The sequence below is a fragment of the Solimonas sp. K1W22B-7 genome, assembly GCF_003428335.1.
In the GTDB taxonomy this organism is placed as follows: domain Bacteria; phylum Pseudomonadota; class Gammaproteobacteria; order Nevskiales; family Nevskiaceae; genus Solimonas_A.
In genome coordinates this window covers 557,152-581,644 of the sequence record NZ_CP031704.1, presented here as the reverse complement: position 1 = coordinate 581,644, position 24,493 = coordinate 557,152, and the positions used below count along the sequence as shown (strand labels likewise).

Genomic DNA, 24,493 nt, shown 5'->3' with positions numbered 1-24,493 from the left:
GTCCGGCGCGACCCGCAACAAGGTGATTCGTGGAAACCAAGCCCCCGGCGCAGCCGCCCTCCCAGCCCTTCAACAGCCTGCCCCTGCACCCTGCCCTGCTGCAGGCGCTGGACTCGCTGGAGTACCGGCAGATGACGCCGATCCAGGCGCTGAGCCTGCCGCTGATCCTGGAAGGCCGCGACGTCATCGGCCAGGCCCGCACCGGCAGCGGCAAGACCGCGGCCTATGGCCTGGGCCTGCTGTCGCGCATCGACCCCGAACTGAAGCAGGTACAGGCCCTGGTGCTGTGCCCGACGCGCGAACTGGCCGACCAGATCGCCAAGGAAATCCGCCGGCTGGCGCGCTGCCTGCCCAACATCAAGCTGTCGATCCTCAGCGGCGGCATCTCCAAGCGCCCGCAGCTGGCCTCGCTGGAGCACGAGCCGCACATCATCGTCGGCATGGCTGGCCGCGTGCTGGAGCACCTGGAGCAGAACACGCTCAAGCTCGACAGCCTCCGCGTGCTGGTGCTGGACGAGGCGGACCGCATGCTCGACGCCGACTTCGAGCAGGCCAGCCGCGCCATCGTGGAGCTGGCGCCGAAGACGCGCCAGACGCTGTTCTTCTCCGCCACCTTCCCCGACGAAGTGCGCGCGGTCAGCAAGCGCCTGCAGAACAAGCCAGTGGAAGCGCGGACCGACACCGCCACCACCACCGCGCAGGTCGAGCAGAAATTCTACGAAGTGGATGCCTCGCGCCGCCTCGACGGCCTGGCGCACCTGCTCAGCGTGCACAAGCCGGAGTCCGCGCTGGTGTTCTGCTACACCAAGAACGACGCGCAGGAAGTGGAGGCGCAGTTGTCCAAGCGCGGCTTCTCGGTGACGGCGCTGCACGGTGACATCGACCAGCGCGACCGCGACGAGGTGCTGGTGCAGTTCGCCAACGGCACTTTCCGCATCCTGGTGGCCACCGACATCGCCGCACGCGGCCTCGACATCAAGAACCTCGCCGCGGTGATCAGCTACGAGCTGCCGGCCGATCCCGACGTGCACGTGCACCGCGTCGGCCGCACCGGCCGCGCCGGCGCCACCGGCCTGGCGCTGCACCTGTTCGCCGGGCGCGAGCATGCCCGCGTCACCGCCATCGAGCAGCGCCTGGAAACCAAGCTCGACGTCGGCAAGCTGGTCTCGGGCGCCTTCTCCGCCGACCGTCCCCTGCCCGCCAACGTCGTCACGCTCTGCGTCGACGGCGGCCGCAGCGACAAGCTGCGCCCCGGCGACCTGCTCGGCGCCCTCACCGGCGAGGCCGGCATCCCCAACGGCGCCATCGGCAAGATCAACACCTTCGACACGCGCACCTACTTCGCCATCGACAAGAAGCTGGCCAAGAAGGCGCTGCAGGCCCTGCGCGACGGCAAGATCAAAGGGAAGAAATTCCGCGTGCGGGAGATTGTCTAAGATTGTCTGAGCGTCATCACCGCAAGGAAGAGCCCCGCATGGACCGCATCCAGACCATCACCCCCTGCCTCTGGTTCGACGACCGGGGCGAAGAGGCCGCGAAGTTCTACATCACGGTCTTCCCCAACTCGCGCATCACCCAGCTCACCCACTTCACCGAGGCCGGGCAGGAACTCCACCAGAAGCAGCCCGGCAGCGTGATGACGGTGGAGTTCGAGCTGGACGGGCAGAAGTTCACGGCGCTCAATGGCGGCCCGGTGTTCAAGTTCAGCGAGGCGATCTCGCTGCAGGTGAACTGCCGCACGCAGGAAGACATCGACCACTACTGGCTCGCGCTCTCCGAGGGCGGCGATCCGGAGGCGCAGCAGTGCGGCTGGCTCAAGGACCGCTACGGCCTGTCCTGGCAGATCGTGCCGGCGCAGATGGGCGAGTGGATGAAGGGCACGGCGCAGCAGGCCAGCCACGTGATCGATGCGATGCTGAAGATGAAGAAGCTCGATATCGCGGCGCTGCAGACGGCTTACGAGGGCTAGCGCGAGATCGTCATTCCTCCGTGGGAGCGGCCTTGGCCGCGATCTTTGAAAGATCGCGGCCAAGGCCGCTCCCACGAAAAAGAACACTCAAGGCATGCGCTGATCCAGGAACGCGATCCCTGCCTTCACCGCGCCGCCGTCGAAGAAGAACGCCGGGATGTGGCCGAGCCCGTGCAGGATGTACAGCTCGTTGGCGACGCCCGCCGCATCCAGCGCAACCTTCATCGCATGGGCGTTCTTGTCGCCGACGGTGGTGTCCCAGCTGCCGTGATAGAGGAAGAACGGCGGGCTGCCGCGGCCGACGCGGGTCACCGGCGAGGCGGCGGTCCAGCCGGCGCTGTCGTCGGCCAGCGTCGTGCCCATCAGCTTTCCGATCAGCGGGCTCTTGGGGTAGTAGCGGAAGTCGGCGGGGATGCCGCCGGCCACCACCGCCTGCACGCGATCCGCAGGCACGGCGTCGGCAGCGCCCAGCAGCGCGGCGAGATGCGCACCGGCGGAGTAGCCCCAGGCGGCGATGCGCTGCGGGTCCACCTGCAGGGCCTCGTGATTGGCGCGCAGCCAGTGCAGCGCCTCGCGCGCATCCTCGATCTGCGCCGGGTAACGGTACTGCGGCGCGAAGCGGTAGCTGATGTTCATCACCACGTAGCCGCGCCCGGCCAGGCGTTTGGCGATGCTGTCCATGTGCTGGCGCTTGCCGCCGGTCCAGCCGCCGCCATGCACCAGCAGCACCGCCGGCTTGGCGCCGCCCACCGCCGGGCGCCAGAGATCGGCCTGCAATGCCACGGGCCAGCCGGCCGGGGTGTAGGTCATGTCCTTCTGCACGGTGTAGGCCACGTCGGTCTCCGGCATCTTGGCAGGGGCGCCGGTGGCGCCGATGCGGGTGGCGCAGCCGGCGAGCAGCAGGGCCAGGGCGGACAGCAGGATTTTGATCTTCATGCTCTCTGTACGTAATCCAGCGCCAATCCGATGAAGATCGCGGCACCGAACCAGTGGTTGTTCAGGAAAGCCTGGAAACAGCGTGCCGGCTCGCGGCCGCGGGTGATCCACTGCTGGTACACCGCCAGCATCGAGGCCACGGCGATGCCGCCGTTGTAGTACTCGCCGCGCCCGGTGTTCTGGCCGAGCTGGATCAGCAGCAGCAGCGCCCCGCCCTGCAGCAGGGCGATCACCAGGCGGTCATGCCGGCCGAACAGGATCGCCGCCGACTTCACGCCCAGCTTCAGGTCGTCCTCGCGGTCCACCATGGCGTACCAGGTGTCGTAGGCGATGACCCAGGCGATGTTCGCCGCCATCAGCGGCAGGACCCTGGCCCAGTCCACCTCCAGGCCCAGCGCTGCCCAGGCCATGGGGATGCCCCAGGAGAAGGCCAGACCCAGCACCGCCTGCGGAATCGAGATCCAGCGCTTCATGAAGGGATAGGCCGCCGCCAGCAGCACCGCCGGCACCGACCACAGCACCACCTGCAGGTTGCCCAGCGACAGCAGCAGGGCCAGCGCCAGCAGGCAGACCCCGGCAAACAGGATCAGCGCCTCGCGCGGGCTGACCCGGCCGGCGGCCAGGGGGCGCTCGCGGGTACGGGCCACGTGGGGGTCGAAGTCGCGGTCGGCAAAGTCGTTGATGGCGCAGCCGGCCGAGCGCATCAGCACGGTGCCCAGCACGAAGACCAGCAGCACATGCCCCGGCGGCAGCCCCCCGGCGGCAAACCACAGGGCCCAGAGGGTGGGCCAGAGAAGCAGGTAAATGCCGATGGGCCGGTCCAGGCGCATCAGGCGGGCGTAGTCGGCAAGTTTGGCGCGCATGCTTGTGGCGGGGTGGGTAAAAAAGTCTCGCAGCTGCGCTATCATCTTGGCATGAAAAGGAAATCAGGGGCGGACACTCCAGCCGCCAAGCCGCGGCGCGGAGCACCCAAGGGCGGGCTGCGCGACGGCTCTGAATACACCGTGGACGAACTGGCGCGCGCGGCCGATACCACCGTGCGCAACGTCCGTGCCTATCAGGACCGCGGCCTGCTGCCACCACCGGAGAAGCGCGGCCGCACCGGCATCTACACCGCTTCGCACCTGGCACGCCTGCGCCTGATCGGCCAGCTGCTGGATCGCGGCTACACGCTGGCCAACATCGCGGAACTGATCGGCGCCTGGGAACAGGGCCAGGACCTGCGCCAGCTGTTGGGCCTGGAGTCCGCGCTGACCACGCCCTGGTCCGAGGAACTGCCCGGCTACTTCACGATGCCGGAACTGGTGAAGCTGCTCGGCAAGGGCATCAAGGCTTCCGAGATCGCTCCGGTGCTGCGCAAGGCGGTGGAGCTGGACATCCTGCAGTCCGAGGGCCTGCGCTTCCGCGCGCCGCGCCCGCAGCTGATCCACGCCGCCGGTGAGCTGGTGGCCATGGGCATCCCGCTGTCGGAGTTGCTGGACATCGTGCGCATGCTGCGCGGCAACGTCGAGCGTGCCGCCAACGGCATCGTGCAGCTGATCGTGGAGCACGTGTTCGCGCCGTACATGCAGGGCAAGCTGCCGCCGGCCAGCGAAGTGCCGCGCCTGGCGGAAACCATCTGGAAGCTGCGCCCGGTGGCCGACATCGCGGTGGACGCCGAAGTGGCGCGCGCGATGGAGCGGGCGATCAAGCAGAACCTCGGCGACGTGCTGGCACATGTGCTGGAGCAGTTGCCGCAGCAGCAAAAGTCGTAGGGCGGCTGACGTGCTTTACTCCCTCTCCCGCTAGCGGGAGAGGGCTGGGGTGAGGGTGGTGCAGTGGCGGTTACGCACTGCGCCGCCGATTGAAGGCTCCACCCTCACCCCACCCTCTCCCGCCAGCGGGAGAGGGGAAATTCACACCTGGGCATACCGCCCCACATCCCCGATCCATCGCCCGATCAGCAGCTCCGCCCGGCCCGGCTGCTGCTGCAGCCACTTGTCCGCCAGCGCCTGCAGCGGCGCCACCAGGTCGGCGTCGCGCAACGGGTCCGCCAGCTTCATGCCGATCACGCCGGTCTGGCGGCGACCGAACAACTCGCCCGGCCCGCGCAGCTCCAGGTCCTTCTGCGCTACGCGGAAGCCGTCGTTGGTTTCGCGCATCACCGCCAGGCGCTGCCGCGCCGTCTCCGACAGCGGCGGCTTGTACAGCAGCAGGCACTGGCTCTCCACCGCGCCGCGACCGACGCGACCGCGCAACTGGTGCAGCTGCGACAGGCCCAGGCGCTCGGCGTTCTCGATGATCATGATGCTGGCGTTGGGCACGTCCACACCCACCTCGATCACCGTGGTGGCCACCAGCAGCTGCGTATGGCCTTCCTTGAAGGCGCGCATCTGCAGGTCCTTCTCCTCGGACTTGAGGCGGCCGTGGACCAGACCCACGCGCAGGCCCGGCAGCTCGGCGCGCAGCTGCAGTGCCGTGTCCTCCGCCGCCTGTGCCTCGACCTGCTCGGACTCCTCCACCAGCGTGCACACCCAGTAGGCCTGGCGCCCCTGCGCGCAAACCTCGCCGATGCGCGCCAGCACTTCGCCGCGCTTCTCGTTGGACATGGCGCCGGTCACCACCGGCGAGCGGCCCGGCGGCAGCTCGTCGATCACGCTGACGTCCAGGTCCGCATAGACGGTCTGCGCCAGCGTGCGCGGGATCGGCGTGGCCGACATGATCAACTGGTGCGGCGACAGCTTGCCCGGCCCCTTGTCGCGCAGCGCCAGGCGCTGCTGCACGCCGAAGCGGTGCTGCTCGTCCACCACCACCAGGCCCAGGCGGTGGAAACTCACCGCTGCCTGGAACACCGCGTGCGTGCCGATGACGATGCCGGCGCCGCCGTCGGCGATGCGCGCCAGCACCGCGTCCCTGGCGGACTTCTTCAGCCTGGAGGCCAGCAGCTGCACCTCCACGCCCAGCGGCTCCAGCCACTGGCGGAAGTTGCGCGCGTGCTGCTCGGCCAGCAGTTCGGTGGGCGCCATCAGCGCCGCCTGCCAGCCGGCACGCACGGCCGTGAGCATGGCCGCCGCCGCCACCAGGGTCTTGCCGGAGCCAACGTCGCCCTGCACCAGGCGCAGCATCGGCCGCGCGGTACCCAGGTCCTTTGCGATCTCGCCGATGACGCGCCGCTGCGCGCCGGTGAGCGAGAACGGCAGCCCCGCCTGCAGTGCCTTCAGCGCCGCCGGCACGCCGTCGATGCGCGGCGCGGCGCCGGCCTTCACCCGGTTGCGCAGCAGGCGCATCGACAGCTGGTGGGCCAGCAACTCCTCGCGCACCAGGCGCTGCTGCGCCGGGTGGGCGCAGCTCATCAGCGCGGCGGTGTCGGCGTCGCCCGGCGGCTGGTGCAGCACGCGCAGCGCCGCCAGCGTGCCGATCTCGCCCAGCTCCGGCAGCGGCGTCGCCAGGCCGCCATCGCCCTCGGCGATCTTCAGCGCCTGCTGCGCCAGCGTGCGCAGGCGCGCCTGGGTGATGCCGGTGGTCAGCGGGTAGATCGGCGTCAGCCGGTCCTCGGTGCGCAAGTCCTCGGGCCGGTCGGCCAGGCGGTACTCCGGGTGCACCATCTCCCAGCCCTGCGCGGCATGGCGCACCGGGCCGTAAGCCTGGATCCAGCGGTCCGGCTGGAAGGCCTGGCGCTGGGCCTCGTTGAAGTGGAAGAAGCGCAGCAGCAGGCCGGCACCACCGTCGTCCACCAGCACGCGCAGGCTGCGGCGGCCGGCATAGCGCACCTCGGCATGCAGCACGCGGGCGCGCACCTGCGCCTCCTCGCCGTCGCGCAGCTGCATCACCGGCGTGACGCGGCGACGGTCCTCGTAGCGCAGCGGCAGGTGGAACAGCAGCTCGCGCACGCGCTCGATGCCGAGCGCGCGCAGGCGCAGCGCCACCGCCGGCCCGGCGCCCTTGAGGTACATGACCTCGGTGGCGAGCGTCGGGGCGGAGGCGGCCTTGCGTGGTGTTTCGGGCTTAGCCAAGCACCAGGATCGCGTCGGCCTCGACGCGCGCGCCCTTGGGCAGGCTGGCCACGCCGATGGCGGCGCGCGCCGGGTACGGCGGCTTGAAGTACTGGCCCATGATCTCGTTGACCTTGGCGAAGTGCGCCAGGTCGGTGAGGAACATGTTGAGCTTGGCCACGTCGGCCAGCGAACCGCCGCTGGCCTGCGCCACCGCCGAGAGGTTCCTGAACACCTGGTGGATCTCGTCCTCGATCGTGGCGTTGAGCAGGGTCATGGTCTTCGGGTCCAGGGGAATCTGGCCCGAGAGGTAGACCGTGTTGCCGCACTTCACAGCCTGCGAGTAGGTGCCGATGGCGGCCGGGGCCGCGTCCGTCTGGATGATTTCGCGAGTCATGGTTTGGAGATGTGTTGGAGGTGCAGAAAAGAATCCCGGTCCGCAAATGAACGCGAATCAACGCAAATCGCAAAGCCCGCAGAAAACAGGCTATCCCGGCATTGGCCTATTCGCGTTCATTTGCGTTCATTTGCGGACCATAATGCTTTTGCTTGCCGGCCGTCACCCGGCACGGATGACGCGCTCCACCGAGTCCAGCCGGCGGATGCGGCGCAGCACGCGCGCCAGGTGCACGCGGTCGCGCACGGTGATGATGAAGCGCATTTCCAGGCCCTCGCCGCCACCGCGGTCGGGGATCTGGACGTTCTCGATGGAAGAGCCGGCTTCGGCGATCTCGGTGGTGACGCGCGCCAGCAGGCCGCGCTGGTTCTCCGCCTTGACCCGCACCTCGGCCAGGTAGTCGCCCAGCACCTGGTCGGCCCAGGTCAGCGGCACCCAGTCCTCCGGGCGCGCCTTGGCGTGGCGGCAGTCGCTGCGGTGCACGACGATGCCGCGACCGACGCTGACGTTGCCGCGGATGTCGTCGCCCGGCACCGGGTAGCAGCAGCGCGCGTAGTCCAGCACCAGGCCCTCGGTGCCCTCGATGGCCAGCGACTGCGCCAGGCCCTGTGCCGGCTTGTCGATCTCGTGCTCGGGCAGCAGCTGGCGCGCCACCAGCGGCGCCAGGCGGTTGCCGGTGCCGATGGACACGAACAGGTCCTCGATGTCGTTGAGGCCATAGGCCTTCAGCACCGGGGCATAGCGCTTCTCGTCCTTGAGCGCCGCCATCGGCACCTGCAGCTCGCGCATGGCGATCTCCAGCAGGCGGCGTCCCAGGCGGATCGCCTCGTCCTCGCGCTGGTTCTTGAGGTAGCTGCGGATCGAGGTGCGCGCCTTGGCGGTCTTGACGAAGTTGAGCCAGGCCGCGTTCGGGCGGGCATGGCGGGCGGTGATGATCTGCACCGTCTGGCCGTTCTTCAGCGGCGAGTTCAGCGGCTCCAGCTGGCCGTCGACGCGCGAGGCCACGCAGTGCTCGCCCAGCTCAGAATGCACGGCAAAGGCGAAGTCCACGGCCGTGGCCCCGCGCGGCAGGCGGCGGATGTCGCCGCGCGGCGTGAAGACGTAGACCTCGTCCGGGAACAGGTCGACCTTGACGCTTTCCAGGAAGTCGGCCGAGGAGGAGTTGTTGAGGGTGTCGAACAGGCCGCGCAGCCACTCGCGGGCGCGGGCCTGCGGCGCGGCGGTACCGTCGCGGGCGCCGAGCTTGTACTGCCAGTGGGCCGCGATGCCGCTCTCCGCCACGTGGTGCATGTCGCGCGTGCGGATCTGCACCTCGATCTTGTGACCGCCGGGGCCGATCGAGGCGGTGTGCAGCGCCTGGTAGCCGTTGGACTTGGCGTTGGCGATGTAGTCGTCGAACTCGCCCGGCACCGGCTTGAACACGTGGTGCACCACGCCCAGCGTGCGGTAGCAGTCGTCGACCTTGGCCACGATCACGCGGAAGCCCAGCAGGTCCATGACCTTCAGGAACTTGAGCTTCTTGCGCTGCATCTTCTGGTAGACGCTGTAGATGTTCTTCTCGCGCCCCACCACGGTGGCGCCGATGCCCTCCTTCTTCAGGGCGGTGGAGAGCTTCTGCTCCACCTCCTTGATGACGTTGCGGGTATCACCCATCTGCTCGCGGATGGCCGCCGACAGCACGAAGTAGCGCCGTGGATAGATCGCCTCGAAGGCGAGGTCCTCCAGTTCGGTGCGGATCGTGTGGATGCCCAGGCGCTGGGCGATGGGGGCGTAGATGTCCAGCGTTTCCTGCGCGATGCGGCGGCGCTTGTCCGGCGCCACGTGGGTCATCGTGCGCATGTTGTGCAGGCGGTCGGCCAGCTTCACCAGGATCACGCGCAAATCGTGGGTCATGGCCAGCAGCAGCTTGCGGAAGCTCTCCGCCTGGCGCTCTGCGCGGCTCATGCCCTCGATCTTGCCGATCTTGCTGACGCCGTCGACCAGCTCCGCCACGTCCTTGCCGTACTCCAGGGCCAGCGAATCCTTGGAGATGCCGGTGTCCTCGATGACGTCGTGCAGGATCGCCGCGATCAGCGTCGTGTGATCCAGCCGCATCTCGGCCAGGATGCGCGCCACCGCCAGCGGGTGGTAGACGTAGGGCTCGCCGGAGGTACGGCGCTGGTCCTTGTGCGCGTTGCTGGCAAACTCCGCCGCGCGGCGCACCTCGGCGATCTGTTCGTCGGTGAGGTAGCCCTCCAGCAGCTTGGTCAGCGCGTCGATGCCGTACTCGCGCTCGGCGCGCTGGGTACGGATGACGGTGCTGATGCGCTGGATGACGGGCAGTTCCATGGCTTGAGTATATGTCGTGGCTGGAGAGCCAACTAACAAGACGCCCATGAAAAAGGCCCGCTTGCGCGGGCCTAAGCTTTCTTTCGAGATCCGTGGCCGTTCGCCACGTGTCCTGATTAGATGCGTTGCATCTCAAGCATCAAAGGACGGATCCAGCGCTTCCAGCTCCACCTTCGGCTGCTGCACGGCCGGCAGGTCGATCTCTTCGAGCACGCTGCGGTCGATGTAGCCCTCGGCGATCTCGCGCAGGGACAGGACCGTGGACTTGTGGTTGCCCCAGGGCAGGCGGGCGTCGGCGCCGCGGGCCAGCTGGCGGGCACGCTTGGCGGCCACCAGGGTCAGGTCGAACTGGTTCGGGATGCGGGCGAGGCAGTCTTCAACGGTTACACGGGCCATGGCAGCAGAACTCTGGCAAAAACAAGGGCGGCATCGTACCGGATCGGCCGATTTTAAGCCAGCAAGCCCCGGATCCGGGCCCCATGGCGCTGCCGCTGCCCGTCTATAAGGAGTCGGTGGGCCACGAAAATGGCCGAAATCTCGCGCAAAGCCCGGTCGAAATCCTCGTTCACGATCAGGTAGTCGTACTCGTCGTGGTGCGACATCTCGTCATGCGCCTGGGCCATGCGCCTGGCGATCACCTCGTCGCTGTCCTGGCTGCGGCCCCTGAGACGGCGCTCCAGTTCCTCCAGCGAGGGCGGCAGGATAAAGATGCCGACCGCCTCTTCAGTCTGGCCCCGCACCTGGCGCCCCCCCTGCCAGTCGATGTCCAGGATCACGTCATGCCCCGCCGCCAGCAGGGCCTCGGTCCTGGCCCGGCCGGTGCCGTAGAGATTGCCGAAGACCTCGGCATGCTCGAAGAACTCCCCCCGCTCCGCCATGCCGGCGAAGGTTTCGCGGCTGACGAAATGGTAATGGGTGCCGTCCACCTCCCCCGGCCGCGGGGTCCGGGTGGTGTAGGACACCGAGATCGTCGCGGGGATGGACTGGGCCGCCAGGTGCGGCACCAGGGCGCGGGTCAGGCTGGTCTTGCCGCCGCCCGAGGGGGCGGAGACGATGAACAGCGTTCCCGCCGCTGCGGCCGTCTTGTCGGATGGGTTCACGCGCCGGCCACCCTACTCGATGTTCTGCACCTGCTCGCGCATCTGCTCGATGATGACCTTCATCTCGACGGCGCAGCGGGTGATCTCGGCGTCCTGCGATTTGGACGACAGGGTGTTGGCTTCGCGGTTGAGCTCCTGCATCAGGAAATCCAGGCGGCGGCCGACGGACTCGCCGCGGGCGCAGGCCTGCTTCACTTCCTCCAGGTGGCTGAGCAGGCGCGACATCTCCTCCTCCACGTCCAGGCGGCTGGCGGCCAGGGCGGTTTCCTGGGCCAGGCGCTGCGGCTCGATCTCCACGCCCAGCTCGGCGCAGCGGGCACGCAGCTTCTGCAGCCACAGGTCGCGCACCTGCGGGTGGCGCTCGCGCACGCGGGCGATCAACTCGGTGATGGCCACGGTGCGCTCGTTCAGGAACTGGCCCAGGCGTTCGCCCTCGCGGCCGCGGGTCTGGCTGAAATCTTCCAGCGCCTTTTCGAACAGGCTCCGGGCCTCGGCCAGCATCGGCGCGAAGTCGGCCTGCTCCTGCTTGAGCACGCCGGGGAAGGCCAGCAGGCGCACCGGGTCGGTGGCGGTCAGCGGGCCGCATTCCTGGGCCACGGCGTCCATCGCGTCGCGCAGCTGGCGCAGGCGGTTGAGGTCCAGCTGCAGCTTTTCCTCGGCCGAGGCCTCGCGGATGAAACGCAGGCCGCATTCAACCTTGCCGCGCCCCAGGCGGGCACCGGCCAGCACCCGCAGCTCGTTCTCGATGGCGCGGAATTCCTCCGGCATCTTCAGCTGCAGGTCCAGGTAACGGTGATTGACCGAGCGCAGCTCCCAGCTGATGCGGCCCCAGGGTTTCTGCACTTCCGCCCGGGCATAGCCCGTCATGCTGCGGATCATGGTGAGGTGTCCATCGTCAGGGATAAGGGCGCCATTGTAGCGGCGCCGGGGCCGGGCCCGGGAAAGACCTCACCGGCGGCCCAAAAAAGAATCGCCACGCAAGGAACCCCCGGCGTGGCGACATCGATCAATCATGCATCTTGAAGCTGCACGGGCGGCTTGAAGCCGCCCGGGCTCAGCGCGACAGCTTAGGCCTTGGCAGCAGCCTTGGCCTTCTTCGCAGCCTTCTTCACGGCCTTCTTGGCAGCCGGCTTCTTGGCAGCAGCCTTCTTCACGGCCTTCTTCGCAGCCGGCTTCTTGGCAGCAGCCTTCTTCACAGCCTTCTTTGCAGCCGGCTTCTTCGCCTTCGCAGCCTTCTTTACAGCCTTCTTCGCAGTGGTTGCCATGTCACAATCCTCCGATCTAGACGGTTTGCGGAACGCTTTCCGCATGAGCAGGAGATGCAACGCGCATGTCCTTGTTGTGAATATTTACTTAAAAATAAATAAAAAAGCAACGCCTTTATCTGGAGCGACTTTAAAACACTCGCCGATGCGCACCAAAAAAATTGCTGCACTTTGCGTTTTGGTCGTTCAGTTTTTCGCGTGCGAAATGCCCGCAAACGCTGATGGAATCAGCGTTTCAGCGATTTCGCATGAAGTGCTGCGCGAACTCGATCACGACCCGAAACGCTTCACTCAGGGACTTGCGGTCCGCGAGGGCCGATTGTTCGAGAGTAGCGGCCTTTACGCGCAATCTGCGCTGTTTGAAACCCGTTTGAGCGACAACCGGGCGGTAAAACGAGTGTCTTTGCCGCGCACGGTTTTCGGCGAAGGCCTGGCATTGCACGGCGACCAGGTGCAGGTACTGAGTTGGCGCGAGCAACGCGGTTTCGTGTTCGACCTGAAGCTGCGTTTGCTGCGCGAGTTCCGTTTTTCCGGCGAAGGCTGGGGCCTGGCCAGCGACGGCCGCCAATTGATCCGGAGCGATGGCTCGTCGCAGCTGAGCTTCATGGACCCGGACACGCATCGCGATCTGCGCCGCATACAAGTACATGATGGCGAACGATCGGTGACGCAGCTCAACGAACTGGAATTCGCGCGCGGCTGGATCCTGGCCAACATCTGGCACAGCGACCGCGTCGCATTGATCGACCCGGCGGACGGCCGCGTCGGCGGCTGGCTGGAACTGGGCGCGTTGCGCCAGCGCCTGCCCGGCGCCGCCGACCTGCCCTACGAGGCGGTGCTCAACGGCCTGGCCTACGACAGCGCGCATGACCTTTTATATGTCACCGGCAAATGGTGGCCGCGGCTGTTTGCCCTGCGCGTGGACTGGCCCCCGCCCCCGGCTCCTTCCGCGGACAAGCGGTAACAGCTGTTACCTTTGGTCTTGCGCGAGGCGTAGCCTTTATTGACGGGGCGGATGTATAGTGGATTCATCGCTATATACCGGAGTTTGGTAATGCAATTTACCCACGAGCACAAAGAGCTGTACCGCACCACGAAGAAGTTCGTCGAGGAAGAGCTCAATCCCCACGTCGCCGAGTGGGAGAAGGCGGGCATCTGGCCGGCGCACGAGGTGCTCAAGCGCATGGGCGACCTGGGCCTGCTGGGCATCAACAAGCCGGTGGAGAACGGCGGCATGGGCCTGGATTACTCCTACCAGATCATGTTCGCCCAGGCCCTGGGCAACTGCCTCTGCGGCGGCGTGCCGATGGGCATCGGCGTGCAGACCGACATGGCCACGCCGGCCCTCGCCCGCTTCGGCTCGCCGGCGCTGCGCAAGGAATACCTGGAGCCGGCGATCAGGGGCGAGATGGTGGTGTCCATCGCCGTTTCCGAGGCCTCGGCCGGCTCCGACGTGGCCAACATCAAGACCGTCGCCCGCCGCGACGGCGACGACTACGTGATCAACGGCTCCAAGATGTGGATCACCAACGGCACCCAGTCGGACTGGGCCTGCATGCTGGTCAACACCAGCGACGGCAAGCCGCACATGAACAAGTCGCTGATCGTGGTGCCGATGGACGCCAAGGGCATCGACCGCAAGACCAAGCTCGACAAGCTGGGCATGCGCTCCTCCGACACGGCGATGATCTTCATGGACAACGTCCGCGTGCCGCGCCGCAACCTGATCGGCCAGGAAGGCATGGGCTTCACGATCCAGATGATGCAGTTCCAGGAGGAACGCCTGTTCGGCGCCGCGTCCGGCATCGACGGCCTGTTCAACCTGATCCAGGAGACCATCGAGTACACCGGCCAGCGCCAGGCCTTCGGCCAGTCGCTGCTGGACAACCAGTCGGTGCACTTCCGCATGGCCGAGCTGCGCACCGAGGTGGAATCCCTCAAGGCGCTGATCTACCAGACCACCGAGGAGTACATCCTGGGCCACAAGTCGCCGCAGGAAGTGGCGATGCTGGCCTCGATGTGCAAGCTCAAGATCGGCCGCGTCTCGCGCGAGGTCACCGACGCCTGCCTGCAGTACTGGGGTGGCCAGGGCTTCATGTGGGACAACAACATCTCCCGCGCCTACCGCGACACCCGCCTGATCTCGATCGGCGGCGGCGCCGACGAGGTCATGCTGGGCATCATCTGCAAGATGATGAACATCCTGCCGAGCAGGAAGAAGTTTGAAGCAAGGAAGTCTGCCGACACGGCTGCGTAGTACGGGCAAGGTGGAGGAGGAGACAAGGAAGGCGGCCCATGAGCCGCCTTTTTCCGTTGTGCCCCCAAGCTCGCTCCTGCACATCAAGGTCCAGGGGTAAACAACAGGCATAAAAAAACCGGGTACCTTGCGGTACCCGGTTTCTTCACTAAAAAGTGGCGGAGCGGACGGGGCTCGAACCCGCGACCCCCGGCGTGACAGGCCGGTATTCTAACCAACTGAACTACCGCTCCACTGTTTTATCTTCTGGTGGGTGCTGAGGGGCTCGAACCCCCGACCTACGCCTTGTAAGGGCGACGCTCTACCAGCTGAGCTAAGCACCCCTCGAACCTTGGCCGCTCGTACCGAACGCCCCAGAAGAGCCCGCTACTTTACAGCGTCCTTGAGCGCTTTACCAGCCTTGAAGCTCGGAGTTTTGCTGGCCTTGATCTTCAGGGGGGCTCCGGTCTTGGGGTTGCGGCCGACGCGGGCCTTGCGCTCGCGCACCTGGAAGGTGCCGAAACCCACCAGCGAAACCTTGTCGCGCTTCTTCAGCGCCTTGGCCACCACCTCAAACAGTGAATCGATCGCGCGACCGGCATCGGCCTTGGACAGGTCGGCCTTGTCGGCAACCGCGTTGATCAGATCGGTCTTGTTCATGTAATCGTTCCCTCGCAGACGGAATATGTTGGGTGCGGCCGCGGCGCGGCCGTGGAATGCTTGAAGCTGGAGTTCCCTGGCTTCTGGCGAGACTGCGCCGTGACGGCGACGAAGTCCGTGGGGGGTGCCGAAGCTGGGGTCCGGCGCTTTATAACAAGCGCCCTTATTGAGCGTCAACAAACCGCGCAATGCCCGCAAAACCTTGTGCCATGGGGCTTTCGCGGCCATCGGCCCTACCCGAAAATGCACATTGTCCGACCGGTGCGGGGCAGAGGCCGACGAACGCAGTCATGTTGACCCCGCCGACGTTGGAACATGAGGGCCAGCCTGTGGTCAGATGCGACAGCCGCCTCTGGCTTGACCGCTCACACCTTTTGCTACACTCCGACCAGATTCATACAGCAAGCCAATCCCCGATGCCCCTCTCCGACTGCCGCAAGGCCGCAGGCCTGATGCTTGTTGCATTGCCCGTTGCGCTGCTGGCCCTGGTTGGCCCGGCCATGGCCGCCCCCGCCGGCCCCAGCGCCACCGAACTGGAAGAGCAGTCGCTCAAGCTCGACCAGGCGGTGCAGGCCTTCAAGAAAGAAGCGCTGGAGTTCAACACCGAGGCGCAGGGCATCGAGGACGACGTCCTCTACCCGCCCCATGCGCGCCTGTCGGTCTACCTGGCGGTGAAGGTGCCCGGCCTGCTGCTCAAGGACGTCAGCGTGACGGTCGACAACAACCCGGCGCAGACCTTCACCTATACCGACCGCGACGCCAAGGCGATGCTCTCCGAGGGCCATCTGCAGCGCGTCCTGCGCAGCAACGTCGGTGCCGGCGCGCACCGCATCCGCATCAGCTACACCGGCCAGCTGGCCGACGCCAAGCCCGACGCGCCGCCGGTAGGCGACAGCTACGAGGCGGTGTTCGACAAGGACCAGCGCGAGACCAACCTGGAATTCAGCATCGCGCGCCGTTCGCGCCTGTCCAAGGCCGGCATCTCCATGCAGCAGTGGAGGGCCAAGAAGTGAAACTGCAACGCCTGATCACCCGCGGTGGCCTGGCCGCCACCGCCATGCTGGCGTCGATCGCCGCCGCCGCCGCCGCCGAGCCCTACGTCGCCGGCACCAAGACCGATCCGCTGGTGCGCAGCGCCATGTTCCTGGACGCCGACGGCCGCTACTTCTCGGCCCTGGTGGAGCTGCTGTCCGGCAGCCGCGGCAAGGACCCGGCCCGCATGCCGGCGGACTTCCAGTGGCGCCTGGCCGAGAGCTACCTGTCCTTCGGCATGCGCGACGAGGCCGAGGCGATCTACCGCAACCTGGCCACCGGCTCGCCCGATCCGCTGGTGCTGGGCCGCGCGCGCCTGAAGCTGGCCGAGTTCGACTACCAGCGCGGCTACACCGCCGAGGCCCGCGCCACGCTGCTGCGCATGCGCGAGAAGCTGCCCAAGACGCTGACCGAGGACTGGCAGGACCTCTACACCCGCGTGCTGATGGCCGACGGCCGCTACAGCGAGGCGGCGGCGGCGCTGACCGCCGAGGACAATGCCAGCAAGCTGTCGGAATACACCCGCTACAACCTCGGCATCGCGCTGATCAACGACGGCCGCGCCGCCCAGGGCATCACCATCCTCGACAAGGTCGGCCGCATGCGCGCCAACACCGAGGAAGACCTGGCCCTGCGCGACCGCGCCAACCTGACGCTGGGTTACTGGTTCCTGCAGAACAAGCAGGGCGGCACCGCCAAGCCGGTGTTCTCGCGCGTCCGCCTGGAGGGCGCCTTCTCCAACCGCGCGCTGCTGGGCCTGGGCTGGGCCGAGCTGGCTCCCACCGGCGAGAAGACGCGCCGCGTCGAGGTGGGCGACCAGACCAAGGAAGAGAACCCCTTTTCCAACTTCTCCACACTGGGCGTGCTGCTGCGCCCGGGCTTCCTGGAGGACGACATCTTCACCCGCGCCAACCTGCGCTCCTTCCGCCTGTCCAAGGCGCGCAAGGACGAGGAAGAGGCGCTGCGCAAGGCGCTGGTACCCTGGGTCGAGCTGATCTCGCGCGACCCGATGGACCCGGCGGTGCAGGAGGCCTGGCTGGCCATCCCCTTCACGCTGGACCGCCTCGGCGCCCATACCCAGGCGCTGAAGTACTACGAGCTGGCGATCGAGCAGCTGGAGAAGGGCCGCTCGCGCATGAACGTGGCGATGGAGTCGATCCGCAAGGGCCGCATGGTGGAGACCATCGTGCGCCGCGACATCGATTCCGAGGCCGGCTGGGAGTGGAAGCTCAAGGACCTGCCGGACGCGCCGGAAACCTATTTCCTGCAGTCGCTGCTGGCCGAGCACCGCTTCCAGGAAGCACTGAAGAACTACCGCGACATGCGCATGCTGTCGCGCAACATCGACGCCTGGCGCGGCCGCATCGACGGCGTGGACAAGAGCTGGAGCAGCACCGAACGCGAGCCGGCGATCATCCCGGAGCTGCTGTCGCGCGCCAAGCAGGACAGCGAGGTGCCCTTCGCGGGCATGAAGATCCAGCTGCGCAGCGAGCAGAAGCTGTCGGCGCCCGGTGCCTATTCCGGCAAGCTGACGGCCCCCGCCCCGGTGGCGACGCCGCTGATGGTTTCGGCGGCGCCGGCGGGCGGCTTCAACGGCCCCTACGAGCGCGCCCAGGGCCTGAAGAAGCGCATGGACAGCCTGCGCGGCCTGGCCAACCAGATCGGCGACGACCAGGACGCCCTGCTCAAGGCCATCGCGGTACGCGAGCTGGCCGGGCAGCAGCGCCAGATCGAGAAGTACCTGATCGAAGCCCGTTTTGCCCTCGCGCGCCTCTACGACCGCGCGCAGAAAGGTGAGCTCGACAAATGAATAACAGGATGTTGCCTTTCGCGCTCACCGCGATCGCGCTGGCGCTGGCGGCCTGCTCCCAGCAACCGATCAAGGGTGCCTCGCCGCGCATCGGCAAGGCCATCGGCAAGTACGACGAGCCGGCCCAGGAAAAGCTGCCGATCATCACCTCCGAGCCGATCGCCGCCGATCCGCAGAAGGCCGCCGACAACTACCGCGCGCTGCTGGACCTGGAGCCGGACCTGGACACCAAGGCCGAGTCCAAGCGCCGCCTGGCCGACCTGACGGTGCAGATCGAGGACACCAAGGGCAATCCCAGCGAGAGCGCCGCGGCCCTCAAGGAGTCGATCAAGTTCTACAACGAACTGCTGAACGACCGCCCCGAGGACAAGAACAACGACCGCGTGTTCTACCAGCTGGCGCGCGCCTACCAGAACGCCGGCGATGTCGATGCGTCGATCGACACGCTGCGCCGCCTGAGCGAGCGCCACCCGGACTCCGAACTGGCCGGCGACGCCCACTTCCGCCGTGCCGAGCTGCTGTTCCTCACCAAGCGCTACGCCGAGTCCGAGACCGAGTACAAGACGGTGATGGACCTGGGCGAGCAGAACCAGTTCTTCAAGCACGCGCAGTACAAGTACGGCTGGACGCAGTACAAGCAGGCCAAGTTCGAGGACGCGATCGGCACCTTCTTCGCGATCCTGAACCGCGACCTGCCGGCCGGCGAGCAGTACGAAACCGACAAGGCCCTGTCGGGCGTGGAGAAGGGCAAGTTCGACCTGGCCAAGGACTCGCTGCGCGTGGTGACGCTGTCGCTGATGCAGCTGGGCGGCGGCAAGGCGCTGAACGAGTACCTCGGCAAGCACGGCGACCCGCGCTTCTACCCGCTGGTCTACGCCGCGCTCGGCGAAGGCCTGCTGGACAAGGAGCGCTATACCGACGCCGCCGAGACCTACAGCGCCTTCATCGAGCGCTACCCGCGCTCGCCGCGCGCCCCGGCCTTCCAGACCCGCGTGATCAAGGCCTACGGCGAAGGCGGCTTCGCCGACATCGTAGTGCGCGAGAAGGAACGCTACGCCACCGCCTACGACCCGGCGGCGGCCTACTGGGGCGGCCAGCCGGTGACGCAGGAAGTGCTGACCGAGCTGCGTCTCCACATGGAAGACCTGGCCAAGCACCACCACGCGCTGGCGCAGAAGGACCCGGCCAAAAACAAGCCGTCCTACCTGGTGGCGGCCAAGTGGTACAAGCGCATCATCGAGGTCTACCCCAAGGACCCGCGCATCACCGAGATCAACTTCCTGCTCGGCGACGCCCTGCTCGACGGCGGCCAGACGCTGGAGGCGGCGAAGGAGTACAGCAAGACCGCCTACGACTACCCGCCGCACACCAAGTCGGGCGAGGCCGCCTACGCCGGCGTCCTGGCCTACCAGAAGTATGCGAAGGAAGTGCCGCCGGCCGACCGCGCCGCCGGCGCGCTGCGCCAGGCGATCGATGCCGGCCTGAAGATGGCCGACACCTTCCCCGGCCACCCCAGGACCCTGCCGGTGCTGACGCAGTCGGCACTGGACCTGTACGAACTCAAGAGCTACGACGAGGCGATCAAGGTCGCCGACCGCGTGCTCAAGACGCCGGGCAACGTCGCGCAGGACCTGCGCCGCACCGCCTGGAGCGTCACCGGCGACTCGCAGTTCGCGCAGAAGCGCTACCCGGAGGCCGAGAAGGCCTTCACCGAGGAGCGCAATCTCACCACGCCGAACAGCCCGGCCTACGCCGAGGTCACCGAGCAGCTGGCCGCCTCGATCTACAAGCAGGGCGAGGCCGCGCGCGACGCCAAGGACCTGCGCACCGCCGCCAACCAGTTCCTGCGCGTCGGCCAGGTCACGCCGCAGGCGAAGATCCGCGCCACCGCCGACTACGACGCCGCCGCCGCGCTGATGCAGCTGGAGGACTGGCCCAAGGCCGCCCAGGTGCTGGAAGGCTTCCGCGGCATGTTCCCCGGCCACGCGCTGGAAGCGGACGTCGACAAGAAGCTGGCCGTCGCCTACCAGAAGGACAAGAAGCCGGCGCAGGCCGCCGCCGCCTTCCGCCGCATCTCGATGCGCGCCACCGAGTCGGTGGACACGCGCATGGAAGCGGCCTGGCTGTCGGCCACGCTGTTCGACGAGGCCAAGATGCCGGCCGAGACGGCGCAGGGCTACGAGTCCTACGTGCGCCAGTTCCCGCGGCCGCTGGCCCGTGCGGTGGACGCCCGCCAGCGCCTGATCGAACTGGCCCGCGCGCGTGGCGATGTCACCGCCGAGACCCTGTGGCTGCGCGAGATCGTGCTGGCCGACGACACCGCCGGTGCCGAACGCACCGACCGCACCCGCACGCTGGCGGCACAGGCCAGCCTGGCCCTCGGCCGCATGAGCGCCACCCAGGCCAAGGCGCTGCGCCTGAGCGCACCGGTGGAGAAGTCGCTGCCGGCCAAGAAGCAGGCCATGGAAACGGCGATCCAGTCGCTGAACAAGGCCGCCGGCTACGGCTTCGCCGAGGTCACCACGGCGGCAACCTACGAGTTGGGCACGCTGTACCAGGACTTCGGCAAGGCGCTGATGGACTCGGAGCGGCCGCGCAATCTCAAGGACCTGGAGCTGGAGCAGTACAACCTGCTGCTGGAAGAGCAGGCCCTGCCCTTCGACGAGAAGGCCATCGCCACCTGGGAAGCCAACCTCAAGCGCATTCCGCAGGGGATCTACGACGAATGGGTCGCCAAGAGCGCCAAGGCGCTGGCCGCGATCGCGCCGGCCAAGTACGGCAAGCGTGAGAAGGGCGAGGACCGTTATGAAAGCCTCAAGTAAACATCGGCTGCAGCTGGCGCTGGTGCTGGCGCTGGGCGCCGCACTGGGCGCCTGCAAGACCACCGGCCCCTCGCTGCCGGACCGCCCCGCGGCCGAGACCGGCAAGCCCAAGCCGCCCGACAAGGGCGACCCGCAGGCGCGCTTCAAGGCGGCGCTGGAACAGCTCAAGGGCAAGCAGTTCGCCGAGGCCGAGCAGGCCCTGGTGGAACTGACCAAGGACTTCCCGGAGTACTCCGGCCCCTGGACCAACCTCGGCATCATCTACTTCAACTCCAACCGCAAGGGCCCGGCGGCGGCGGCCTTCAACAAGGCGGCGGTGCTGAACCAGGACAACGTGGTGGCCTTCAACTACCTCGGCATGCTGGCGCGCGAGACCCGCGACTACCCGCGTGCGCAGATGGCCTACGACAAGGCGTTGAAGCTGCAGCCGGACAACGCCCTGGTGCACCTGAACCTGGCGATCCTGCTGGACGAGTACCTGAAGCGACCGGCCGACGCCCTGCCGCACTACAAGGAATACCAGCGCCTGTCCGGCAAGCAGGACCTGCGGGTGCTGGCCTGGGTCGCCGAGATCGAGGCCAACGCCGCCAAGGCCGCGCCGGCACCGGCCGTGGCCCCTGCGGCGGCGGCCCCGGCGCCAGCCGGGCAGACACAGCCGAAGAGCGGTGCCGCACAGGCGCGACCGCGCGCCGCGGAGCAAGCAAAATGAGGATCGTGAAAGCTTTATTTCCCGCACTGATTCTGGCAATGTCCAGCGCCGCCACGGCCCAGGACGAAATGCCCGCGGTCAGTGCCGGCCAGACGCCGCCCCCGCCCACGCGCGACGCCCCCAGGGCGCCGGTGGTGAAGGAGCAGGAGGTCGGGACGAACATCTTCGCCGGCGACAAGGAATCGCCCATCGGCCTCGACATCATGCCCTGGCGCGAATCGCCGGCCGAGCGCGACATCGACCGCCCGGCGCGGTTGCTGCAGGAACAGATGCTGCCGGTGGACCGCGTGGTCTTCGAGCGCCAGCTGGAGTATTACGACGCGCTTGCGGGCGCGTTGAAGAGCAAGGGCCTGGTCACGCCGCAGGAACGCCGCTAGGCGCCCCGCTGCAGTCCGCCCTACCCACCGTTTTCACCCAGGCTTCAAGCGACACTTAGAGGATTCGAATCATGGATTTCTTTGCCACCGTTCTGCGCTTCTTCCAGTCAGGCGGCTTCTTCATGTACCCCATCGCCCTGGTGGCGGTCTGCGCCGTCGCCATCGCCATCGAGCGCTGGTTCTTCCTGCGCCGCGTGCAGAAGGAGAACGCCGTGCTGTGGTCCGAGGTGGCGCCGCTGATCGCCCAGGGTGACCTGGATTCCGCCGCCCGCGTGACCGAGGGCTCGGACACCGCGATCGCCCGCATCATCAGCAACGGCATCGCCCAGGCGCGCATCGAGAACAAGCGCAGCGAGATCGAAGTGGCGGCCGAGGAAGGCCTGATGGAAGTGCTGCCGGCGATCGAGAAGCGCACGCACTACCTCGGCACCTTCTCCAACATGTCGACCCTGCTGGGCCTGCTCGGCACGGTCATCGGCCTGATCGGCTCCTTCGCCGCGCTCGGCGCCGCCGACCCGGCCGAGAAGGCCGACCTGCTCTCCAAGGGCATCTCGGAGGCCATGAACTGCACGGCCTTCGGCCTGATGGTGGCCATCCCCTCGCTGCTGCTGCACTCCTACCTGCAGAGCCGCACGACCGAGCTGATCGACGGCCTCGAAGCCGTGGCCGGCAAGTTCGTCAACGCGCTCAGCAGCCGTCGCCGCTAAGCCGCCGCCACCCCGCCCCCTCGCGAGATTCCGATGTCCCAGCGAATCCGGCGTTTGCAGCGGCATCACAAGCAGCGTGCGCGCGCCGTGCATCTGAACATCGTCTCGCTGATCGACGTGTTCGCGGTGCTGGTGTTCTTCCTGCTGGTCAGCTCCTCGCTGGCCGCTGCCCGCCTCAACGTCATCAGCCTCAACCTGCCCTCGCCGGACCGTACGGCCACGCCCGAGCAACAGGACAAGCAGCCGCTCACGGTAACCCTGCGCAAGACCGAGCTGGTCGTCACCAGCGACGGCGTGACGCGCAACCTGGCCAACACGCCGCAGGGCTACAACGTGCAGGCGCTGTCCGACCTGCTGGTGGAAGTGAAGAAGTCCGATCCCTCCGAGCAGAACATCAACGTGCTGCTGGAACCCGACACTCCGTATGACGCCCTGGTCAAGGTGATGGACGCGGCCCGCATCACGCCGGCCGAGGCCCGCGCCTCCGGCCTGCCTCACGAGCTGTTCCCGCAGATCTCGATCGGCGACGCGACGGTGGAGGGCAGCTCGTTGCGAGCGCCTGCGCCGACCCCGGCGGTGGCGCCATGAGGAAGGAACGCATCGTCAAGCGCCTGGAGCGCCTGTCGCGCCAGTCCGGCCGCGACACCGAGATGAACATCGTCTCGCTGATCGACATCTTCGCGATCCTGGTGTTCTACCTGCTGGTCAACGCCCTGGTGGTGGAGATCCTGCCGAATCCCAAGGCGCTGAAGCTGCCGGAATCGCTGATCCAGGAAGAGCCGCGCGAGAACACGCTGGTGCAGGTGACGCTGGATGACGTGCTGGTCAACAACCGCCGCGTCATGACCGTGTCCGAGGCCCTGGCCACGGAAGGCAACATCCTGCCGTCGCTGAAGTCCGAGCTGCTGACCGCCCCGCTGATGCAGACCCCCGGCGCCGCCGGCCAGGTCACGCGCGGCGAGGTCAACATCATGGCGGACAAGGCGATCCCCTATCAGCTGCTCAAGAAAGTGATGGCGACCTGCACCGAGACGCGCTTCGCCAAGATCTCGCTGGCCGTGATCGAGAAGCACGGCGCCGGGGTGACTCCATGACCGGCCTCTGGTACGCAACGCCCGACAGCTGGCAGCTGCCGACGGAAGCCGACCGCCGCTTCAACCGCATCGTCGGAATCGCACTGCTGCTGTTCGTGATCGCCGGCATCCTGATCCCGTTCCTGAAGCTGCAGGGCCTCAAGGAAGGCGGCGGCGAAAGCACCGAGCAGCGCTACGTCAGCCTGATCCCGGAAGCCGAGATCGCCGAAAAGGTCGAGGAGCCCGCGCCCGCGCCGGAAGACAAGCCCAAGCCCGAGCAACCCAAGGCCGAGACCAAGAAGCAGGACAAGCCGCCCGAGCCCAGGCGCGAGGAGAAGATCGCCCCGCCGCAGCCGACGCAGGAACAGGTCGTGCAGAAGGCGCGCGAGACCGCCTCCCGCAGCGGCGTGCTGGCGATGCAGCAGCAGCTGGCGGAACTCAACAACCAGTCGCTGCAGGGTTTCGACTCGCCGCGCCCGCTGGAGACGATCACCGCCAAGGCCGGCACCGGCGCCACCGGGGCCGGCTCCGCCGCCGCCTTCGAGCGCAGCGCCGCCAGCGGCAGCTCCGGCATCGGCGCCAGCGGCAGCGGCGAAACCCGCCGCCAGAGCGGCGCCGGCATCGGCGACCGCCGCACCACGGTGGTGGAGAGCCCGATCGGCCGCGGACCGGACAAGACCAAGCCGGGCCAGGGTGGCGACAAGCTGCTCGCCGGCCGCTCGATCGAGGAGATCCAGCTGGTGTTCGACCGCAACAAGGGCTCGTTCACCTCGATCTACAAGCGCGCGATGATGGAATCGCCGGCCCTGGAGCAGGGTGGCGTGATCATCGTCAGCATCACGATCGCGTCGAGCGGCCAGGTGACCGACTGCAAGCTGGTGTCGAGCACCTTCAACGACCCGGATTTCGAGCGCAAGATCATCCAGCGCGTCATGTCGATGAACTTCGGCGCCAAGGATGTTCCGCCGTTCACCTATCCGAACTACCCGCTGCGCCTGCATCCGCCGGCCTGATCGCGGCCCACGGTCGTTTCGCTGTCCCTGAACGGGGGGTCTCACAAGAGGCCCCCCGTTTGTCATGGTGAAGGACGTTCCGACCTTC

Annotated in this window: 24 protein-coding genes and 2 tRNA genes; 14 read left to right on the top strand and 12 right to left on the bottom strand. The window is 67.4% G+C overall.

The genetic code is table 11. The features are described 5' to 3' along the window. The first annotated feature begins 29 nt into the window (after nt 1-29). Nucleotides 30-1,436: an ATP-dependent RNA helicase DbpA gene (dbpA, locus tag D0B54_RS02865; protein ID WP_117288985.1), complete on the top strand. Its 1,407-nt coding sequence runs from the start codon at nt 30-32 to the stop codon at nt 1,434-1,436. 38 nt (nt 1,437-1,474) lie between these two features. Then, the gene (locus D0B54_RS02860; RefSeq protein WP_117288983.1) at nt 1,475-1,969 is read left to right on the top strand and encodes a VOC family protein; all 495 of its coding nucleotides are present in this window, start codon (nt 1,475-1,477) and stop codon (nt 1,967-1,969) included. Between the two features lie 87 nt (nt 1,970-2,056). On the opposite strand, the gene D0B54_RS02855 is transcribed toward D0B54_RS02860, so the two are convergent. Then, nucleotides 2,057-2,905: an alpha/beta hydrolase gene (locus D0B54_RS02855; RefSeq protein ID WP_117288981.1), complete on the bottom strand. Its 849-nt coding sequence runs from the start codon at nt 2,903-2,905 to the stop codon at nt 2,057-2,059. Further along, on the bottom strand, nt 2,902-3,768 hold the full coding sequence (gene ubiA / locus D0B54_RS02850; protein ID WP_117288979.1) for a 4-hydroxybenzoate octaprenyltransferase: 867 nt from the start codon (nt 3,766-3,768) through the stop codon (nt 2,902-2,904). The genes D0B54_RS02855 and ubiA overlap by 4 nt, the downstream gene beginning before the upstream one ends. A gap of 51 nt (nt 3,769-3,819) precedes the next feature. Here ubiA and D0B54_RS02845 point away from each other — a divergent pair, with 51 nt between their 5' ends. Further along, complete coding sequence (locus tag D0B54_RS02845) at nt 3,820-4,659, top strand: MerR family transcriptional regulator (protein ID WP_117288977.1); 840 nt, start codon at nt 3,820-3,822, stop codon at nt 4,657-4,659. A gap of 141 nt (nt 4,660-4,800) precedes the next feature. On the opposite strand, the gene recG is transcribed toward D0B54_RS02845, so the two are convergent. From recG to D0B54_RS02810, 7 genes are all read right to left on the bottom strand, one after another. Beyond that, nucleotides 4,801-6,897 carry an ATP-dependent DNA helicase RecG gene (gene recG / locus D0B54_RS02840; protein ID WP_117288975.1) on the bottom strand — a complete coding sequence of 699 codons (2,097 nt, stop codon included), beginning with the start codon at nt 6,895-6,897 and terminating at the stop codon, nt 4,801-4,803. Beyond that, nucleotides 6,890-7,273, bottom strand: a complete 384-nt coding sequence (locus D0B54_RS02835) for a RidA family protein (RefSeq protein ID WP_117288973.1) — start codon at nt 7,271-7,273, stop codon at nt 6,890-6,892. Before D0B54_RS02835 ends, recG begins: the two co-directional genes overlap by 8 nt. A 162-nt stretch (nt 7,274-7,435) precedes the next feature. Next, nucleotides 7,436-9,601 (bottom strand): RelA/SpoT family protein, encoded by a 2,166-nt coding sequence (locus tag D0B54_RS02830; RefSeq protein ID WP_117288971.1) that lies wholly within the window; start codon nt 9,599-9,601, stop codon nt 7,436-7,438. 132 nt (nt 9,602-9,733) lie between these two features. Then, the gene (gene rpoZ, locus D0B54_RS02825) at nt 9,734-9,997 is read right to left on the bottom strand and encodes a DNA-directed RNA polymerase subunit omega (RefSeq protein WP_104232136.1); all 264 of its coding nucleotides are present in this window, start codon (nt 9,995-9,997) and stop codon (nt 9,734-9,736) included. Between the two features lie 53 nt (nt 9,998-10,050). Beyond that, nucleotides 10,051-10,701, bottom strand: a complete 651-nt coding sequence (gmk, locus tag D0B54_RS02820; RefSeq protein WP_117288969.1) for a guanylate kinase — start codon at nt 10,699-10,701, stop codon at nt 10,051-10,053. A gap of 12 nt (nt 10,702-10,713) precedes the next feature. Then, on the bottom strand, nt 10,714-11,580 hold the full coding sequence (locus D0B54_RS02815) for a YicC/YloC family endoribonuclease (protein ID WP_117288967.1): 867 nt from the start codon (nt 11,578-11,580) through the stop codon (nt 10,714-10,716). 188 nt (nt 11,581-11,768) lie between these two features. After that, nucleotides 11,769-11,966: a hypothetical protein gene (locus D0B54_RS02810; RefSeq protein WP_205527252.1), complete on the bottom strand. Its 198-nt coding sequence runs from the start codon at nt 11,964-11,966 to the stop codon at nt 11,769-11,771. 43 nt (nt 11,967-12,009) lie between these two features. On the opposite strand from D0B54_RS02810, the gene D0B54_RS02805 reads away from it, so the two are divergent. Beyond that, on the top strand, nt 12,010-12,930 hold the full coding sequence (locus D0B54_RS02805) for a glutaminyl-peptide cyclotransferase (RefSeq protein WP_162932154.1): 921 nt from the start codon (nt 12,010-12,012) through the stop codon (nt 12,928-12,930). Between the two features lie 90 nt (nt 12,931-13,020). Further along, nucleotides 13,021-14,223, top strand: a complete 1,203-nt coding sequence (locus tag D0B54_RS02800) for an acyl-CoA dehydrogenase family protein (protein ID WP_117288963.1) — start codon at nt 13,021-13,023, stop codon at nt 14,221-14,223. A gap of 156 nt (nt 14,224-14,379) precedes the next feature. Here D0B54_RS02800 and D0B54_RS02795 read toward each other — a convergent pair. From D0B54_RS02795 to D0B54_RS02785, 3 genes are all read right to left on the bottom strand, one after another. After that, nucleotides 14,380-14,456: transfer RNA gene (locus tag D0B54_RS02795), tRNA-Asp, on the bottom strand. A 14-nt stretch (nt 14,457-14,470) separates the two neighbouring features. Next, nucleotides 14,471-14,546 (bottom strand) — tRNA-Val (locus tag D0B54_RS02790). 43 nt (nt 14,547-14,589) lie between these two features. Continuing rightward, nucleotides 14,590-14,862: an HU family DNA-binding protein gene (locus tag D0B54_RS02785; RefSeq protein WP_117288961.1), complete on the bottom strand. Its 273-nt coding sequence runs from the start codon at nt 14,860-14,862 to the stop codon at nt 14,590-14,592. 416 nt (nt 14,863-15,278) lie between these two features. On the opposite strand from D0B54_RS02785, the gene D0B54_RS02780 reads away from it, so the two are divergent. From D0B54_RS02780 to D0B54_RS02740, 9 genes are all read left to right on the top strand, one after another. Continuing rightward, nucleotides 15,279-15,875 (top strand): hypothetical protein, encoded by a 597-nt coding sequence (locus D0B54_RS02780; RefSeq protein ID WP_117288959.1) that lies wholly within the window; start codon nt 15,279-15,281, stop codon nt 15,873-15,875. Next, nucleotides 15,872-17,704, top strand: a complete 1,833-nt coding sequence (locus D0B54_RS02775) for a hypothetical protein (protein WP_117288957.1) — start codon at nt 15,872-15,874, stop codon at nt 17,702-17,704. The genes D0B54_RS02780 and D0B54_RS02775 overlap by 4 nt, the downstream gene beginning before the upstream one ends. Further along, nucleotides 17,701-20,526, top strand: a complete 2,826-nt coding sequence (locus tag D0B54_RS02770; protein ID WP_117288955.1) for a tetratricopeptide repeat protein — start codon at nt 17,701-17,703, stop codon at nt 20,524-20,526. The genes D0B54_RS02775 and D0B54_RS02770 overlap by 4 nt, the downstream gene beginning before the upstream one ends. Next, the gene (locus tag D0B54_RS02765; protein ID WP_117288953.1) at nt 20,510-21,235 is read left to right on the top strand and encodes a tetratricopeptide repeat protein; all 726 of its coding nucleotides are present in this window, start codon (nt 20,510-20,512) and stop codon (nt 21,233-21,235) included. Before D0B54_RS02770 ends, D0B54_RS02765 begins: the two co-directional genes overlap by 17 nt. 38 nt (nt 21,236-21,273) lie before the next feature. Continuing rightward, complete coding sequence (locus D0B54_RS02760) at nt 21,274-21,612, top strand: hypothetical protein (RefSeq protein WP_117288951.1); 339 nt, start codon at nt 21,274-21,276, stop codon at nt 21,610-21,612. 71 nt (nt 21,613-21,683) lie between these two features. Further along, nucleotides 21,684-22,319: a MotA/TolQ/ExbB proton channel family protein gene (locus D0B54_RS02755; RefSeq protein WP_117288949.1), complete on the top strand. Its 636-nt coding sequence runs from the start codon at nt 21,684-21,686 to the stop codon at nt 22,317-22,319. Nucleotides 22,320-22,352: 33 nt separating this feature from the next. Then, a complete protein-coding gene (locus D0B54_RS02750; protein WP_117288947.1) occupies nt 22,353-22,907 on the top strand; it encodes an ExbD/TolR family protein in 555 nt (184 codons plus the stop codon). Then, nucleotides 22,904-23,413 (top strand): ExbD/TolR family protein, encoded by a 510-nt coding sequence (locus tag D0B54_RS02745; RefSeq protein ID WP_240433540.1) that lies wholly within the window; start codon nt 22,904-22,906, stop codon nt 23,411-23,413. Before D0B54_RS02750 ends, D0B54_RS02745 begins: the two co-directional genes overlap by 4 nt. Then, the gene (locus tag D0B54_RS02740; RefSeq protein WP_117288945.1) at nt 23,410-24,405 is read left to right on the top strand and encodes an AgmX/PglI C-terminal domain-containing protein; all 996 of its coding nucleotides are present in this window, start codon (nt 23,410-23,412) and stop codon (nt 24,403-24,405) included. Before D0B54_RS02745 ends, D0B54_RS02740 begins: the two co-directional genes overlap by 4 nt. Nucleotides 24,406-24,493: the final 88 nt, after the last annotated feature.

Excerpts from the sequence above, each read along its gene's own strand:
- D0B54_RS02860 (WP_117288983.1), top strand. The coding sequence starts at position 1,475 with ATGGACCGCATCCAGACCATCACCCCCTGCCTCTGGTTCGACGACCGG.
- D0B54_RS02855 (WP_117288981.1), bottom strand. The coding sequence starts at position 2,905 with ATGAAGATCAAAATCCTGCTGTCCGCCCTGGCCCTGCTGCTCGCCGGC.
- ubiA (WP_117288979.1), bottom strand. The coding sequence starts at position 3,768 with ATGCGCGCCAAACTTGCCGACTACGCCCGCCTGATGCGCCTGGACCGG.
- D0B54_RS02845 (WP_117288977.1), top strand. The coding sequence starts at position 3,820 with ATGAAAAGGAAATCAGGGGCGGACACTCCAGCCGCCAAGCCGCGGCGC.
- D0B54_RS02835 (WP_117288973.1), bottom strand. The coding sequence starts at position 7,273 with ATGACTCGCGAAATCATCCAGACGGACGCGGCCCCGGCCGCCATCGGC.
- D0B54_RS02830 (WP_117288971.1), bottom strand. The coding sequence starts at position 9,601 with ATGGAACTGCCCGTCATCCAGCGCATCAGCACCGTCATCCGTACCCAG.
- rpoZ (WP_104232136.1), bottom strand. The coding sequence starts at position 9,997 with ATGGCCCGTGTAACCGTTGAAGACTGCCTCGCCCGCATCCCGAACCAG.
- D0B54_RS02815 (WP_117288967.1), bottom strand. The coding sequence starts at position 11,580 with ATGATCCGCAGCATGACGGGCTATGCCCGGGCGGAAGTGCAGAAACCC.
- D0B54_RS02810 (WP_205527252.1), bottom strand. The coding sequence starts at position 11,966 with ATGGCAACCACTGCGAAGAAGGCTGTAAAGAAGGCTGCGAAGGCGAAG.
- D0B54_RS02805 (WP_162932154.1), top strand. The coding sequence starts at position 12,010 with ATGAGCAGGAGATGCAACGCGCATGTCCTTGTTGTGAATATTTACTTA.
- D0B54_RS02800 (WP_117288963.1), top strand. The coding sequence starts at position 13,021 with ATGCAATTTACCCACGAGCACAAAGAGCTGTACCGCACCACGAAGAAG.
- D0B54_RS02785 (WP_117288961.1), bottom strand. The coding sequence starts at position 14,862 with ATGAACAAGACCGATCTGATCAACGCGGTTGCCGACAAGGCCGACCTG.
- D0B54_RS02780 (WP_117288959.1), top strand. The coding sequence starts at position 15,279 with ATGCCCCTCTCCGACTGCCGCAAGGCCGCAGGCCTGATGCTTGTTGCA.
- D0B54_RS02770 (WP_117288955.1), top strand. The coding sequence starts at position 17,701 with ATGAATAACAGGATGTTGCCTTTCGCGCTCACCGCGATCGCGCTGGCG.
- D0B54_RS02765 (WP_117288953.1), top strand. The coding sequence starts at position 20,510 with ATGAAAGCCTCAAGTAAACATCGGCTGCAGCTGGCGCTGGTGCTGGCG.
- D0B54_RS02760 (WP_117288951.1), top strand. The coding sequence starts at position 21,274 with ATGTCCAGCGCCGCCACGGCCCAGGACGAAATGCCCGCGGTCAGTGCC.
- D0B54_RS02755 (WP_117288949.1), top strand. The coding sequence starts at position 21,684 with ATGGATTTCTTTGCCACCGTTCTGCGCTTCTTCCAGTCAGGCGGCTTC.
- D0B54_RS02750 (WP_117288947.1), top strand. The coding sequence starts at position 22,353 with ATGTCCCAGCGAATCCGGCGTTTGCAGCGGCATCACAAGCAGCGTGCG.
- D0B54_RS02745 (WP_240433540.1), top strand. The coding sequence starts at position 22,904 with ATGAGGAAGGAACGCATCGTCAAGCGCCTGGAGCGCCTGTCGCGCCAG.
- D0B54_RS02740 (WP_117288945.1), top strand. The coding sequence starts at position 23,410 with ATGACCGGCCTCTGGTACGCAACGCCCGACAGCTGGCAGCTGCCGACG.